The following is a 14012-nucleotide window of genomic DNA, read 5'->3' on the forward strand; positions in this document are numbered from 1 at the left end:
CTCAGGCGACCGCGTGTGCCCACGCCAGCGGATTGAGTTCCCGGAACGGGTCGTCGGCCCGCAACACCTGCAGATCGCGAAGGATCGCTTCGAGTTCGTGCTGAGTGTTGTCACGTACCGTCGTCACCCACGAATCTGCTTTCACCCGTTGTGGTTTGACGGTATCGATCGGGTCGCCGAACCGTAGGTACATCCGCTGTGGACGGGGGATGAGGGTCGGGCCGATGCCTCTGAGCAAGGGCATTGCCATATCGGCCGTGCCGCTCAGTCTCTTGCTGACCGCCTGGCTGAGCCGGCCCACCCTGCTGTCGCGGGTCACCAGGCTCTTGTAGACGTCGTCGCCGCCGACCAATCCGACCGGCACGATCGGATAGCCGCATTCCACGGCAAGGCGCGCGAATCCGGACCGGCCCTGCCAATTCAGCCGGTATTCCTCGCCCTTGAACTTCGCGATCTCGCGGCCGCCGCCAGGGAAAACCAGGATGGTCTGGTCGTGGCGCATCAATTCGCGCGCCGTCTCCGGGGAGCCGACGACGCCGCCGTAGGCGGCGATGATGTCACCCCCGAGTCCTTTCCTCTCACCGAACCTGCGGTCGGCCAGTGGCCGCACCCGCGTCCCGATCGCCCGCCGTACGTAGTGCGGAATGAGCAGAATCTCGGCGAATGCCTGTTGAGTGTGGTTGCCCACCAACAGAAATCGGCCATCTGCGGGCAGATTTTCCAGCCCGTCGACATAAGGGCGGTACAGGTCGACGACGGGTTCGATGCCGGCCTGGATCTTCTGCAGCGCCTCGCTCAACTTCTGCACCCGGCGGGGGTGGTTCATCACAGTCAGGTGTGTCTCGGTCATGGTGTCCTCCGTTTCTCCGGTCACTATACCGAACGAACTAGTTCGTATGGTAGCTTTCGGAGGTGCGTAGTACAGATGAACTCCGGGACACGATCCTGACCGCAGCGCGATCGGAGTTCGCTCAGTTCGGTCTGGCCGGCGCCCGGATCGACCGCATCGCCCGCGCGGCAAATGCCAGCAAAGAGCGGTTATACGCGCACTTCCGGGACAAAGAAACGCTGTTTCGCAGCGTCGTCGCGGCCGACAGCGCCGAGTTCTTCGCCGCCGTAGTGGTCCGGCCCGAGGCCGTCGCAGAGTTCGTCGGTGACATCTACGACCTGGCCTGCCGGCGTCCGGAACACCTGCGCATGATCACCTGGGCCAACCTGGAGGGGCTGACGCTCGACCCGCCGCCTTCGCAGGAGTGGGATTCCGTGCCGGCCCGCGACATCCGTGCCATCCAGGAAGCGCAGGCGGCCGGGCAGGTCGATCCGGCGTGGGACCCGTTGGAGTTGCTGGTGGTGTTGTTCGGCGTCGGGCTGTCGTGGGCGCAGTCGCCGCACCCGGACGCGCGGACGTCCGATCCCGAGGCCATCGCGGCGCGGCGGGCGGCCCTCGTCGAGGCCGCCCGGCGAATCATCGCGCCGCGAGAATAGCCTCCGCGGTACGGCGCCCACTGACCAGCGCACCCTGGATGGAGGCGGTGTCGCGATGGTCACCGCACAGCCAGACACCGGCCTGCGTGCGGATCGGGCGGCGAACCGAGAGTGGCGGGGTCTGCGCCGGGAGCGCATTGGGTATGACGTGGCGAACCAACGGCCTCCACTGACGTTGATCGCTGTTGAGGATGTCGGCGGCGTGTTCGCGCATCACATTTTCCGGGGGCACCGTCCCGTCCCGCTCCAGCACCGCTGACGCCGCGATGAGGTGTTGGCCAGGCGGGGCGTAGGTGCGGGCGGCAGCACTGATCACCGCCGTATTCAGCACCGGACCCGGCGGGTGCCGGCGGCCGTCCACCCGGAGCATCGGTGGTCCCGCGACCGGAACCCCGGTGGCCCACCAATCGGTCACCACCCCGTGCATGGGCGGTGCCGTCTCCGACGTCAGCCACGCGGCCGCTACGGCTTCGGTGGCCACCACCACGTGTCGCGCCCGGACGCGCGCCCCATCCGCGTGGACCTGGTACTCCTTGACATCCGGGTCGATTCGGAACGCCCTGTGGTTGAACGCTATTCGCTCACCGACGCGGGCGGCAAGCTGTTGGGGGAGGGCCTCCATGCCGCCGGCCGGCAGCGCAGGCACCCCGAGCAGGAACATGCGCGCCAGAAGTAGCGCGAACGCGTTCGAGCTCTCCCCGCTGGTGTCCAGGAGGACCCCCGCCAGAAAGCGGTCGATCACCCTGCGCACCTCGCCACGGACGCCCGCCCGATCCAGCGCCTCGCTGAGGCTGACGTCGCGATCGGTGTGGGTCTTCAGCGTTTTGGGCCGTAGCGCCGGGGCGGCCCAGCGCGCCACTGCCAGCGCGTCGCGCGGCGAGATGCCGCCGGAGGCCAGCATGGCCGGCACCCGCCCGGGGGCGCGCAGCGGATGCACCCACACCGCCGAACCCTCTTCGCGGCGGACCACGACACCCGCGCCGAACGGTTGCAGTTTCAGCTTTGCCAGATCGACCGCGCGACGCAGCTCCGGGTAGGCGGGATTGAGCACCTGAAAGCCGCGGTCGCACCGGAACCCGTCGACGTTGTCGGTACGGATGCGGCCGCCCACGGCGCTCTTGGCTTCCCAGATCAGCACGTCGCGACCGGCGGCCGCCAGCACGTCGGCGCAGCGAAGGCCGGCCAGCCCCGCGCCGATGACCAGAACTTCCGTTTCGTCCATATCAGCTCACTCTTTCGGTGGAACTGGAAAACCTGACCGGTGATCGGCGACCATACCGCGGTGCATGATGCGGTCGCCGACCACCCCGCTGTGGTCGGCGCAGTGCAGCACGCAGCGGTTGTCCCACATCACGACGTCGCCGTCCGACCATTCGTGGCGGTAGGTGTTGTCCGCTCGCGTGGAATGCCGGAACAGGTACGCGACGGTCTCGGCCGCCACGTCCGGCGTCATCCCGCTGACCGCGGCGCAGCGCTGCGGCGCCGACAGGTACAGCGCCGTCCGCCCGGACAGCGGATGCGGCCGGAAGATTGGATGCTCCGCCGACGTCTCCTGGTCTTCGTCCAACTCCAGCCCCGTCATGATGTGGGTTACGGTGCGCCCGTGGAGGCACTCGCGGACCCGCTCGGGCAGCGTCTCGTACGCCGCGTACTGGTCGGTGAACAGCGTGTGCCCGCCGCGGCTGGGCACCCTGACCGCTCGTAAAGCGGTATAGGCGGGGGGATTTCGCACGTAACTGGTATCGGTGTGAAACGTGGAGCGGGGCGGGCGGTCGCGGCCGACGTTGCTCACCACGTTGAGGTCCGGAAAGTCCGGTACGGGAGTCTCGCCCACCGTGAACACCGGATCGCCGAAGCTGCGCAGGAATTGCAGAAACGCAGTGTCGTCGACGGCCTGACCCGGCAGAACGATGACACCGCGCCGGGCAAGCACGGTCCGCAACTGGTGCACTTCGCTCTCACTGAGCGCGCCGACCGTTAGGTCGGTCACCAAGGCGCCCAGCGGTTTCAGCGTTGCGCACTCAAGCATGGCGTTCCTTCGAGACCGAGTTCGCGGAGTTGGTCGGCGAACAACTCCGCCACGTCCATGCCCGCCGCTGCCGCCATCACGGCGATGACGCTGGTCGGGGCGAACGAGCAGTACGGGCCGGCCTCGAGGAACCACACCCGTCCGTCGGGGTCGATGCGGAAGTCGAACAGGCTGTAGTGGCGGCATCCCAGGGCCAGATGACAGCGCCGCGCGGCTTCCCAGACCACGTCGGTGATCGGGTCGTCGACGGGAACGATCCACGCATGGCACGCGTCCTTCGCGACGAGGTACAGCTCACCACCCTGCGAGCGGCGCAATTTGTCCTCGTGGTCGCGGATGGGCTTGGCGGTGGTGTCCACCGCGTACTCTTCCAGCGGCAGGCACACCAGCTCTCCGTCACGAACGACGATGCCGCACCGTACTTCTCGGCCCAGCTCGACGTAAGTCTCGACCAAAGCCGAGGTTCCGTGGGCGAGCGCCCGATCGATCGCTGACGGGAGTTCGGCCGGTGTGCGCACCAGCGACACGCCCACCGAGTTGTCCGCGCAGACCGGTTTGACGACCACTGGCAGCGGCAGGGTCGAGCGGTCACCGGCCCGCACCACCTCACCGGCGGGCACCGCGACGCCTGCCTGGGAGACGATCGCCCGGCTTGCCGCCTTGTCCGCCGCGATCTCCATCACCTCGGGCGGGTTGCCGATAAAGGGGAGTCGCAGTGCGCTCAGCAGGCGCCGGTAGGAGGTCATCCCGGGCAGGCAGAACATCTGCGGCACCACGACATCCACCCGCAGCGAACGCAGATGCGCGATAGCCTTCGAAACCGGTAAGGGCCTGGCCGAACTCAGCGCTTCGGCGCTGAGGTCCGCGGGAAACCGCCAGGACCCGTCGGGCGACACGTATGCCAGCAGCACGTCATAGTCCTCGCCCGCCAGCGCGGCCAGGCAGGCGCGCGCGTAGAGCCGTGACAATTCGGCATGGAACTCGTCGACCGCGGACCCCACGAGATGCAGGACCGATACGCGGGGCGGCGCGGTCATTCAGTCCCCGCCGTTCTCGACGAGCTTTCCGATGTTGAAGTCGATACGGCTCCAACCTTTTCCGGCTCGGAGATTGGCCCACAGCAGCGCCGGGATCTGCAGATGATGCACCATCAGGTAGGGCATCGGATCCCATCCGGCGAAGATCGCGTCCTTACCCCGCAGCATGGTCACGAGCCTGCTGATCCGCCCGCGGTGCCGGAGCAGGCGCCAAAGTTCGTGGTAAATCCAATAAGTGGGCCGAGCGCCGTCGTTCGGGGTGATAAGCGGATGGTTGTCATCGAGATAGGCGGCCGCGAGGTCCGGATGGTCGTGGAACATGGTGATTGCCGAGTGAGTCCGCGGATTGCACTCGATGGCGTACACCTGCCCGTCCCGGGCCTCGATGAAATCGAAGGACACCTGCCCGCTCAGGTTGAGGTTCTTGACGAACGTCTCGACCCACCGCCGGATTTCCGGCTTGTCGACATTGCGGTAGTTGACCTGGGCGGAGGAGGATTCGCAGCAGCCGTAGACCTGCAGGCGCCCACTGCGGGCGGTGCCGTGGGTGCAGTACTCGCGCCCTTCGATGAATTCCTGCAGGATCCAGGGGTCGTCCTCGGAGATCGGCAGCGATCGCGCGTAGGCGGCATTGCGGTCGGGCGTCGCTCCGGACAACCGGGTGAGGTTCATCCGTCCGACGGGGTCGTACGCGATGCGTTTGAGGATGTAGCTGCGCCCCGCCGGGAACGCGAAGTCGACCACCTGCCGGGCGTCGGTGATGCGGTGGGAGTCCGGCACGCGAAGGCTCAATGATGCTGCGGTCGAGGCGAACTCGGCCTTGTCGTCGAGCAACTGCACCGTCTTGGCGTCCGAATGGACGACGTCACAGGCGCCGTCGAGCAACTCGCGCGCCACCGCATCGGGCACACTTCCGGCAGGGCTGGACACCGGCACGTAGACGTCGACGTTCTCGTACCGGACGATGTCGAGCAGCGCCAGCGCGTAACCCGGTTCGGTCGGCTCCGGCACGCAGTAGAACGCGTCCACCGCGCGGGAGAACCGATGCCCGGTCCACCGGTATTTCTCGGATTCGACGAGGATCACCCGGTGCCCGGCCAGGTGAAACGACCGCGCCAGCTGCAGCGCCTTCGTCATCTTCCCGCCGTTGAGCAGGATGGTTCGGCGAGCCTGGGCGGGCAGGCGCCCGCGCGACGGCCGCCGTCCGGCGAGTAACGCGACCAGCACCAGCGCGAGGTCGAACGGCAGCGTGCCGAACAGGACGACAAGGGTGGCCAGCGTGCGGCCCACGTCGGCATCCGAGATCCGGTGTACCCGAACACCGGTGGCTTCGTCCAGCGTGGCCGTCACGTGCGCATCGCTCCCGGCGCAGGTGCCGCAAAGACGTCGACGCCGTCTCCTGCGCGGGGAAACTCGAGGCAGATCTTCTTGTGCAGCAACAACGTATCGGCCAGCTCGCTGGTGGTGACGTCGTTGAGGAAGCGGCACCGGCCGATCGGGTCGGGTACGGCCGCCCGCAGTCGGCCGTCGCGTGTCTTGAGAATCGCCACTGTGGCCCGCTCGAGCAGCTCCGAGGTCAGATGCTCGCTGTCCAGGGCCAGGCCCAGCGCACTCATCACGTTGAGTATGCGGTCACGATCGCTGACCGAGAGGTGTCCGCGCTGCTCGGCAAGCGTCGTCGACAACGCCATGTCGATGTTGATCGCGTGGCCGTGGAAGAACGGGGTGGGTGGCGTGAGTTCCAAAGTCGGACTCCACGTGTGCCCGAAGGCAATAACCCGGTCCAAGTCGATCTCGTGCAGATTGGGCGCTTCCAGGTCGAGCATCGTTGCGATCGCCAGGTAGGTGAGCCGGTCTCCCACGGCACGCAGCTCCGCGGTGCCGTCGAGGTGGCCGAACCGGGTTCGCAGCAGATCGGCGCCGTGCACTTCCAACAGCTCGAAGATCTCGGCGTTGCCAACCACCGCGATCTTGATCAGTTCGGCCATGCCGTTGCGCACCTGATCTTCGGGCAGCGTCTTCAGGAACGAGAAGTCCAGCAGCACTTTCTCGGATGCGTGGTAGGCGCCCAGCCGGTTCTTGTGCTTGCCGTGATTGACCGCCACCTTGATGGAGACACTCGCATCGATCAGGCCGATCAGCGTGGTCGGAATCCGAATGTAGGGCGTGTTGCGCCGGTAACTGGCGCAAGCGAATCCGGCGACGTCGGTGGTCAGCCCGCCGCCGACGACCAGCACCGGTTCGGTGCGCACCAAACCGAAGGCGTCGAACCTGGTGACGATCTGCTCGTAGGTCTCCAGCGACTTGGCCGTTTCGCGGATCTGCACCGGGATCACGGTGAGCTCGATGTCGTGATGGCTGAAGTAGGACCGCATCGCATCGCCGTAGATCTGGTAGACCGTGTCGTCGACCACCGCCAGCGCGCGTCCGTACTCCCGGTAACTGTCCGCGAGTTCGGTGTTGTCCGGCGCGAACACGTGGTCGACGTAAAGCAGGTCGTACTCGATTCGTTCGTAGCCTTCGACGTGAAAGGCTCTGTCGCCGGCCGTCACTCGGGCTTGAAGGTTGCTCAAGGCGTTACTCCTCGGGGCGGGGGGTCTTGATGGGGGATGGGGTCAGGACGTGGCGAGGCCGAGAACCGTTTCGGGGTCCAGGGAGTCGACGATCTGGATCGCAGCCGTGTATTCGGCCTGCTCGGCTCGGCTCGTGTTCTCGTTCAGAAACGCGATGCACGGGATACCTGCCTGCACCGCTGCCGCGACACCGCCCAGGTTGTCCTCGATCGCGACGACGCTGTCGGCGCGCTCACCGAGCTTGTCCAAAGCGAATTCGTACGCCGCCGCATCGGGTTTGGCGGCCGCCACGGATTCCTTATTGACGATGAGGTCGAAGGTCTCGGCGCTGATCTCCGGCTCGAGTGCCGACAGCAGCGCGTCGATGTTGGCCGGCGAGGTGGTGGTGACGAAGCCGACCTTGTGGTTGTTCTTCTTGGCCTCGGCGATCGTGGCGGTGACGCCATCGCGCGGGGTCACCTCAGAGTCGCCGAGCAGGCGCTGGAAAATTTCCGACTTCAGTGCATGCACCGCCGCGGCGTCGACGTCCTGCCCGCGCGACTGCGCATAGTCCCGGATCCGTTGAGCGCCGCCGTTGGATCCCAACATCCCGACGTACTCGTCACGCGACCACTCCCAGTCGAGCCCGGAAGAGGCAAACGCTTCGTTGAATGCCCTGCGCTGAAGTTCCGATGTGTCGGCAAGAGTGCTGATGGATCCGAAAAGGACGGCTGTCATGAGTTTCCTTTGATCGAGTGGACTGATGGTGGTTGCCCCGTCCACTACTGATCTAAACGTACAGTAATGATTAGAGCTGCGGATAGTGGATACTCTGTCCAGCAAATGTCGTTCCCCGCGTAGCGCGCGGACTCGCCGTCGCGTTACGCAGGGCCGACGTGTTGTTCAGTAGACTTCTGGCCCGAACGAGCCAGCGGACGGCGAAGGCGAAGAGGGGGCCGTTGCGAAAGCAGAGGCGCGGCAGAGATGACTCCGGTACCGGCTAACCGGCCGTCCGACGGCGGCGAAGACGCACGGGTGGCACGGACTCGTGGCGACGTTGCGCGGGCCACCCTCAAGATCCTCAATGACGAAGGATCCGAAGCGATTACGCATGCGCGGGTGGCTGAGCTGGCCGGCTACTCCAAAACCACGGTCTACACGCATTGGCCGGCACGCGTGGACCTGATCACCCTGGCGATCGAATCACTCGGGGAGATGCCGCACCACAAACGGACCGGCGACCTGCGCACGGACCTCATCGGGGAACTCAAGGTCTTCCGTTCCGGAATCATCGACATGCGACTCGACCGGGTGCTCGCCAGCATGGCGCAGTGGGCGTCCCAGGAGCAGATCAGGGCACTCAGAGACAAGGTCAATACCGACGGCCAGCATCAGATGTACGCGATGCTGGGCGAGGTGTTCACCGGTGCGGCACTGGACGCGGCCGTCTCCATGCTGACCGGTGTCGTCGCATGTCCGTCGCCGATGTACGGCACCCTCCCGGACGACGAGATTATCGAGGCCGCTGTCGACATGGTCTTGAGAAGCGCGGACGCGCAGCGTGTCTCGACTCGTACGGTGGACACGTGACTATCTTGTCGGCGGTCGGCGCTGTTCGGCGTGACCTGGGAAGCAAGCTGTTCGGCATGGTGGCCGGGCCGGACGGGCCGGCCAATCGGGAGCGCATCCACGGCACACCGGGTGACCGGTGGTTCGCCGCGGACCGCCCCATCCGTCGGGTCAACGCCGACGCGTCGATGTTCGTCGGCGGATTGCGGGCCCTGCTGTTGCAGTCCCTGCACCCGCTGGCCATGGCGGGGGTGGCCGAGCACTCGGACTATCGCGGCGATCCCTGGGGACGGCTGCAACGCACCAGCACCTTTCTGGCCACGACCACTTTCGGCTGTGCCGCCGATGCCCAGGCCGCGGTCGACCACGTCCGGCGCATCCACAAATACGTGCACGGCGTCGCACCGGACGGGCGGCCGTATCAGGCCTCCGACCCGCATCTGCTCGAGTGGGTTCACATCGCCGAGGTGGACAGCTTCCTGCTCGCCCATCAGCTCTACGGTGCCGCCCCGCTCGACCAGGCCGGCCGAGACGGTTACGTCGCCGACATGGCCGTCGTGGCACGCGCGCTCGGCGTGCCGACACCGCCGGTGACCGAGCGAGAACTGCACGATCGCATCGAAGAATTCCGTCCCGAACTGCGCGGAACGGCTGCTGCCCGGGATGCCGCCCGGTTCCTGCTGTTGACGCCTCCGTTGCCATTGCCGGCGAGGCCCGCGTACGGCGTGCTGGCCGCGACCGCGGTGGCGATGCTGCCGGGGTGGGCACGCCGGCCGTTGTTGCTTCCCTATGTCCCGCTGCTGGAGACGACGGTGACACGCATGGCCGGTCGTGTGGCCGTCGGGAGCATCCGCTGGATCATGACTCCGGGCAGCGCCGCGGCAGAGGCTGCCGAAGTTTCAGTCGCCGGCTGACGGCTTTCGGCGGAACAGACCCCGCCGGGCTTGCGGCGGGGTGCTCTGAGAGCGTTCGAGTGCCTTCGGAGCCCACACCGGGTGGCCAGATTCGATCGCGCGCCGGAAGGCTGCCTGGGCGGCCGGAAGGTCGCCGTTCTCGGCCCACAATGTGCCGAGTCCGAATTCGGCCGCCGGCCCAGACTCGGTGTTCCCGGAGTCGGCCGCCTCCTGGAAGGCGGCCGCCGCGCGCTTCACCTCGCCCCGTCCCGCCCACAGGATCCCGAATCTGAGTGCGGCTCCGGGCGCGTGGTCGGGGTGGCCCGAGTCGTGTGCGAACTGGTACGCGGTCGTGGCGCCATCGATGTCTCCGAGCCCGGCCCGCAGCATCCCCAGCGAATTCGCGGCCTCCGGTGCGTGCTCGGGATGCCCGGAATCGATCGCCGACTGATAGAACGCGGTGGCGTCGGCGAAATCACCGTCCTTCTCCTGCAGCCTCGCCATGTTGATCGCCGCCCGCGGCGCCGCCTCGGCGTCCCCGCTGTCCATCGCCAGGCGATAGGACGCCCGCGCGCGGTCGAAGTCACCGGATCTCTCGCGCAGCTGTCCCAGATTGACCAGAGCCCTGGGCACCAGCTCAGGGTGACCGGAGTCGACCGCGGCCTGAGAGGCCGTTGCCGCTCCGGCGAGATCACCCTGCTTTTCCAGCAGGGTGGCCAGATTGAAGACGGCCAAGGGTGCCAGTTCGGGGTGATCGGTGGCGATGACGATCTGGTAGGCCTCGGCGGAGCCCTCGGTGTCACCTAGTGCTTCTCTGGTCAGTGCCAGATTGAAGGCAGCAGTAGGAATGACCTCGGGGTTTCCGGATGCAGCGGCGATTCGGTAGGCCACCTCGGCCCCGGCGGCATTGCCGCGACCGGCCCGCAATCCGCCCAGTTGCAGCAGCGCGATCAGAATCGACTGCTCATGCTCGGACTCGATCGCCACTCGATAGGCCGCTTCTGCCTCATCCGCCTCACCGCGTTCTGCCAGCAGGTTTCCCAGGTTCAGTGCCGCCATCGGCGCGTGTTCGGCGTGGCCGGACTTGATGGCCTGTTGGTACGCCGCCGTCGCGCCCGCCTCGTCGCCCTGTCCGGCCAGCAGAAAGCCGAGTGCGAACGCGGCGGCGGAGCCCCAGTGCGGGTGCTGGGAGTCGATGGCCCATTGATAGGCCGCCCGAGCGCCGTCGGCGTCACCCTCGGCGGCCCGCCGGCGTCCCAGGGCGAACGCCGCGGGCGCCGCCTGTTCAAGGTCGCCGGAATGCAGAGCCCGCTGAAACGCTGCCTCGAGGTCGTCGGTTTCGTCCGACGGGTCCTGCGGCCGCGTTTGCTCGGAAGGGTGTCGAGACGTTGGCATGTGGTGCGCCGTCAGGGTTTCGAACCCCGGACCCGCTGATTAAGAGTCAGCTGCTCTACCAACTGAGCTAACGGCGCGTGCTCGGCCTGAGACCGGCTCTCGACAATAACAGGCATCCCGTCGGAGAGTGAAATCCCGAGGTCGGCCAGGGGCTGAATCGGCCGAACCGCCGGGCACCAATCGCCCCGCATGGCCACGGCGAGTGCCGTTGAGGCACTACAATGCTGGAAACAATCCAGGGTCAGCGGTGACCGTGATAGGCAAACAAAATGTGGAAGGTCACTTGATGACGCCTTTGCGCAGACGTCGATCGTGGCTGGCTGCCGCCATGGTCTTAGTTGCTGTGTTCGGTGTTGCCTGCAGCAGCGGGCCCAGTGCGCCCGTCGCCGCCAAGGTCATCGAAAACAAGGGCACGCCGTTTGCCGACCTGCTGGTGCCCAAGCTCACCTCCTCGGTGACCGACGGTGCTGTGGGGGTCACCGTGGACGCGCCGGTGACGGTCACCGTCGCCGACGGCGTGCTCGCGTCGGTTTCGATGGTCAACGACAACGGCCGCGCCATCGCCGGGCAACTCAGCCCAGACGGGTTGCACTGGCAGACCACCGAGCAACTCGGCTACAACCGGCGCTACACGCTGAACGCCAAGGCGACCGGCCTCGGCGGTGCGGTGACTCGCCAGATGAGCTTCCAGACCAGCTCGCCGGCGCACTTGACGATGCCGTACGTGGTACCGAGCGACGGCGAGGTGGTGGGCGTCGGGCAACCGGTCGCGATTCGCTTCGACGAGAACATCGCCGACCGCGCCGCGGCCGAGAAGGCCATCAAGATCACCACCAACCCTCCGGTGGAGGGCGCGTTCTACTGGCTGAACCGGCGCGAAGTGCGTTGGCGCCCAGAGCATTACTGGAAGCCGGGTACCAACGTCGACGTCGCGGTCAACACGTACGGCGTCGACCTCGGTGAGGGGATGTTCGGCGAGGACAACGTGAAGATGCACTTCACCATCGGCGACGAGATGATCGCCACCGTCGACGACAACACCAAGATCATCACGGTGCGGATCAACGGCGAAGTCGTCAAGACGATGCCGACGTCGATGGGCAAAGACAGCACCCCGACCAACAACGGGGTCTACATCGTCGGCGCGCGGTTCAAGCACATCATCATGGACTCCTCGACCTACGGCGTACCGGTCAACTCGCCCAACGGTTATCGCACCGACGTCGACTGGGCCACCCAGATCTCCTACAGCGGCATCTTCGTGCACTCGGCGCCGTGGTCGGTGGGCGCCCAGGGCCACTCCAACACCAGTCACGGATGTCTGAATGTGAGCCCCAGCAATGCCGTGTGGTTCTACGACCACAGCAAGCGCGGGGACGTCGTGGAGGTCGTCAACACGGTGGGCAGCATCCTGCCCGGGACGGACGGCCTCGGCGACTGGAACATCCCGTGGGATGTGTGGCGCGCCGGCAACGCCAACACCGGGGATCGCTAGCCGCGGCGATCGCTAGCGCGGCGGAGCCGGGCGCGGCGGGTCGCCGCTATGGGTGGGGTCGATCGCTAGACCCGCAGCACCGAACCCAGCGCGGACAGCGGGATGTGCGCTTCGACGGTTCCGCCGTCCATGTACCACTGCTGGGCGCCGGGGCTGAAGTCGATCGGCTCGTCGTGCCCCACCGGATAGTCGGGCATGTAGATGATCAACTCGTCCGGGGTCAGTGCCCACGCCCGGTACGCGCCGGAGTACACCTTGTCCGGGGTCCAGCGGTCGGTCAGAAAAGGATAGGTTCCCGGGTCATGAGGCGGCGCAGCCTGATTGAGCGCGGTCTCGATGTAGGGCTGGGCCACCGGGGGTATGGCCGCCAGTGGGCTGCCGTTGGTCAGATCCGCCAGTTGCACCCGCCGGCCGCCCGCCATGTCGAAGGTGAAGGTGCGGTAGGCGTTGTTGGGCCGGGGCCCGTCGGCGTGGTAGTCCTCGTGGAAGACGGCGCTGAGCAGGTTCCCGTGCTGAAAGACCTGATAGTTCTCCTCGCCGTAGCTGTCGGCGACCATGTGTGCGTTGGCATTTCGCCAATTGCCTACCAGGGTTCGCAGGTAGTCCCGGACCGCCGGACCGGTTGTGGGGTTGTCCACCAGGTCGGCGGGCACCGCAACCTTGATGTCGCGCACGGCGTTGCGTTCGGAGGTCACCGTCGCGTGACAGTACTGACCGTCCCAGCCGCCACCCAGCTCGCCGCAGAACGACTCCGCCGACGCGTGCGCGATCGGCGCACCGGCAACGGTTGTCGCGGCGGTCAGCAACGACGCCGCGAGGATTCTCCGGATCATCGTGGACTCCACATCGCTTAGAGCAGTTGGACTTTGCTGGCCCGCCAGCGGCCGTCGACCTTCTCCATGGTCATCTTGATCCGGCTTCGGTCGATGCGCGGATCGGGTACGGCCATGTTGGCGACGGTCTGGTCGATGAACACCAGCACCACGACCTTGCTGGCGGTTTCCGAGGCGATCGCCGAGTCCACCACCACCCCGTGCGCGGTGGCCTTGTTGTCGATCAGCAGTTGGCGCAGTTGCACGCTCGACTGGGTGTACATGTCCTTGAATTCGCCGGTGGCTCCGTCGAGCACCTGGCGGAAGTTCTCGTCGACGTTGTTGGAGTCGATGCTGGTGAGCACCCCGGCGTACTTGATCGCCGCTTGCTGAGCCTCCTGGCCGGCCACCTTCACCTGGTGCGCTTGCCACTGCAGCCAACCCAGGTAGCCCGAAACCGCAAGAGAGGCAGCAAATAACAGGGGGAGGGCACTACGGCGCAGGTAGTGGCGCCAGGGCCGGTTGAACCGCTTGGTCTTCTCGCCCTTGCGTTTTCCGCGCAGCAGCGGCCCCTCGTCGTTCTCGTCGTCGTCCTCGCTGTTCCCGGTGTCGTCGCTGTCGTCAGAGACGTCGGTGCTCTCGCTGTCTCCGGTGTCGTCAGAGGCGGCGGTGTCGTCGGCAGCCTCGAGTTCCTCGGCGTCGACGTCGTTCTCAGTCGTAGCGGTCACTGTCATCTCCTCGTGCT

At 66.5% G+C, this 14012-nt stretch carries 14 protein-coding genes and 1 tRNA gene; 4 read left to right on the forward strand and 11 right to left on the reverse strand.

Annotated features, from left to right (window positions below):
* Position 1: 1 nt before the first annotated feature.
* Positions 2 to 850 carry a lysophospholipid acyltransferase family protein gene (locus QXH22_RS15320; protein WP_306276189.1) on the reverse strand — a complete coding sequence of 283 codons (849 nt, stop codon included), beginning with the start codon at positions 848 to 850 and terminating at the stop codon, positions 2 to 4.
* Between the two features lie 62 nt (positions 851 to 912).
* Between QXH22_RS15320 and QXH22_RS15325 the strand changes: the two genes are divergently transcribed.
* The gene (locus QXH22_RS15325) at positions 913 to 1485 is read left to right on the forward strand and encodes a TetR family transcriptional regulator (RefSeq protein ID WP_306276190.1); all 573 of its coding nucleotides are present in this window, start codon (positions 913 to 915) and stop codon (positions 1483 to 1485) included.
* Here the strand turns inward: QXH22_RS15325 and QXH22_RS15330 are convergent.
* From QXH22_RS15330 to QXH22_RS15355, 6 genes are read right to left on the reverse strand one after another with little or no spacing between them, the layout of a single operon-like run.
* Positions 1466 to 2707 (reverse strand): FAD-dependent oxidoreductase, encoded by a 1242-nt coding sequence (locus QXH22_RS15330; protein ID WP_306244763.1) that lies wholly within the window; start codon positions 2705 to 2707, stop codon positions 1466 to 1468. The genes QXH22_RS15325 and QXH22_RS15330 overlap by 20 nt on opposite strands.
* 6 nt (positions 2708 to 2713) lie before the next feature.
* Entirely contained in the window at positions 2714 to 3475 is a 762-nt protein-coding gene (locus tag QXH22_RS15335) for a TauD/TfdA family dioxygenase (protein ID WP_306276192.1), read from the reverse strand.
* A 17-nt stretch (positions 3476 to 3492) separates the two neighbouring features.
* The gene (locus QXH22_RS15340) at positions 3493 to 4551 is read right to left on the reverse strand and encodes a D-alanine--D-alanine ligase (RefSeq protein ID WP_306244759.1); all 1059 of its coding nucleotides are present in this window, start codon (positions 4549 to 4551) and stop codon (positions 3493 to 3495) included.
* Positions 4552 to 5901: an ATP-grasp domain-containing protein gene (locus QXH22_RS15345; RefSeq protein ID WP_306276195.1), complete on the reverse strand. Its 1350-nt coding sequence runs from the start codon at positions 5899 to 5901 to the stop codon at positions 4552 to 4554.
* On the reverse strand, positions 5898 to 7124 hold the full coding sequence (locus QXH22_RS15350; protein WP_306276196.1) for a sedoheptulose 7-phosphate cyclase: 1227 nt from the start codon (positions 7122 to 7124) through the stop codon (positions 5898 to 5900). Before QXH22_RS15350 ends, QXH22_RS15345 begins: the two co-directional genes overlap by 4 nt.
* 42 nt (positions 7125 to 7166) lie before the next feature.
* Positions 7167 to 7841, reverse strand: a complete 675-nt coding sequence (locus tag QXH22_RS15355; protein ID WP_306276198.1) for an HAD-IA family hydrolase — start codon at positions 7839 to 7841, stop codon at positions 7167 to 7169.
* A 246-nt stretch (positions 7842 to 8087) separates the two neighbouring features.
* Between QXH22_RS15355 and QXH22_RS15360 the strand changes: the two genes are divergently transcribed.
* Positions 8088 to 8693, forward strand: coding sequence for a TetR/AcrR family transcriptional regulator (locus tag QXH22_RS15360; protein WP_306276200.1), 606 nt, complete (start codon positions 8088 to 8090; stop codon positions 8691 to 8693).
* 56 nt (positions 8694 to 8749) lie between these two features.
* Entirely contained in the window at positions 8750 to 9586 is an 837-nt protein-coding gene (locus QXH22_RS15365) for an oxygenase MpaB family protein (protein ID WP_306276891.1), read from the forward strand.
* On the opposite strand, the gene QXH22_RS15370 is transcribed toward QXH22_RS15365, so the two are convergent.
* Both QXH22_RS15370 and QXH22_RS15375 read right to left on the reverse strand, forming a co-directional pair.
* Positions 9572 to 10960, reverse strand: a complete 1389-nt coding sequence (locus QXH22_RS15370) for a tetratricopeptide repeat protein (protein WP_306276201.1) — start codon at positions 10958 to 10960, stop codon at positions 9572 to 9574. The genes QXH22_RS15365 and QXH22_RS15370 overlap by 15 nt on opposite strands.
* A gap of 1 nt (position 10961) precedes the next feature.
* Positions 10962 to 11037 (reverse strand) — tRNA-Lys (locus QXH22_RS15375).
* 209 nt (positions 11038 to 11246) lie between these two features.
* On the opposite strand from QXH22_RS15375, the gene QXH22_RS15380 reads away from it, so the two are divergent.
* Complete coding sequence (locus QXH22_RS15380) at positions 11247 to 12455, forward strand: Ig-like domain-containing protein (protein WP_306244746.1); 1209 nt, start codon at positions 11247 to 11249, stop codon at positions 12453 to 12455.
* A 65-nt stretch (positions 12456 to 12520) separates the two neighbouring features.
* Here the strand turns inward: QXH22_RS15380 and QXH22_RS15385 are convergent, their stop codons facing one another.
* Together QXH22_RS15385 and QXH22_RS15390 are read right to left on the reverse strand one after the other, a co-directional pair.
* A complete protein-coding gene (locus tag QXH22_RS15385; RefSeq protein ID WP_306276202.1) occupies positions 12521 to 13288 on the reverse strand; it encodes a mannan-binding family protein in 768 nt (255 codons plus the stop codon).
* Positions 13289 to 13305: 17 nt separating this feature from the next.
* Entirely contained in the window at positions 13306 to 14001 is a 696-nt protein-coding gene (locus tag QXH22_RS15390) for a DUF3329 domain-containing protein (protein ID WP_306276203.1), read from the reverse strand.
* Positions 14002 to 14012 lie beyond the last annotated feature (11 nt).

It is taken from the genome of Mycobacterium sp. TY814 (assembly GCF_030755175.1).
Lineage (GTDB): Bacteria > Actinomycetota > Actinomycetes > Mycobacteriales > Mycobacteriaceae > Mycobacterium.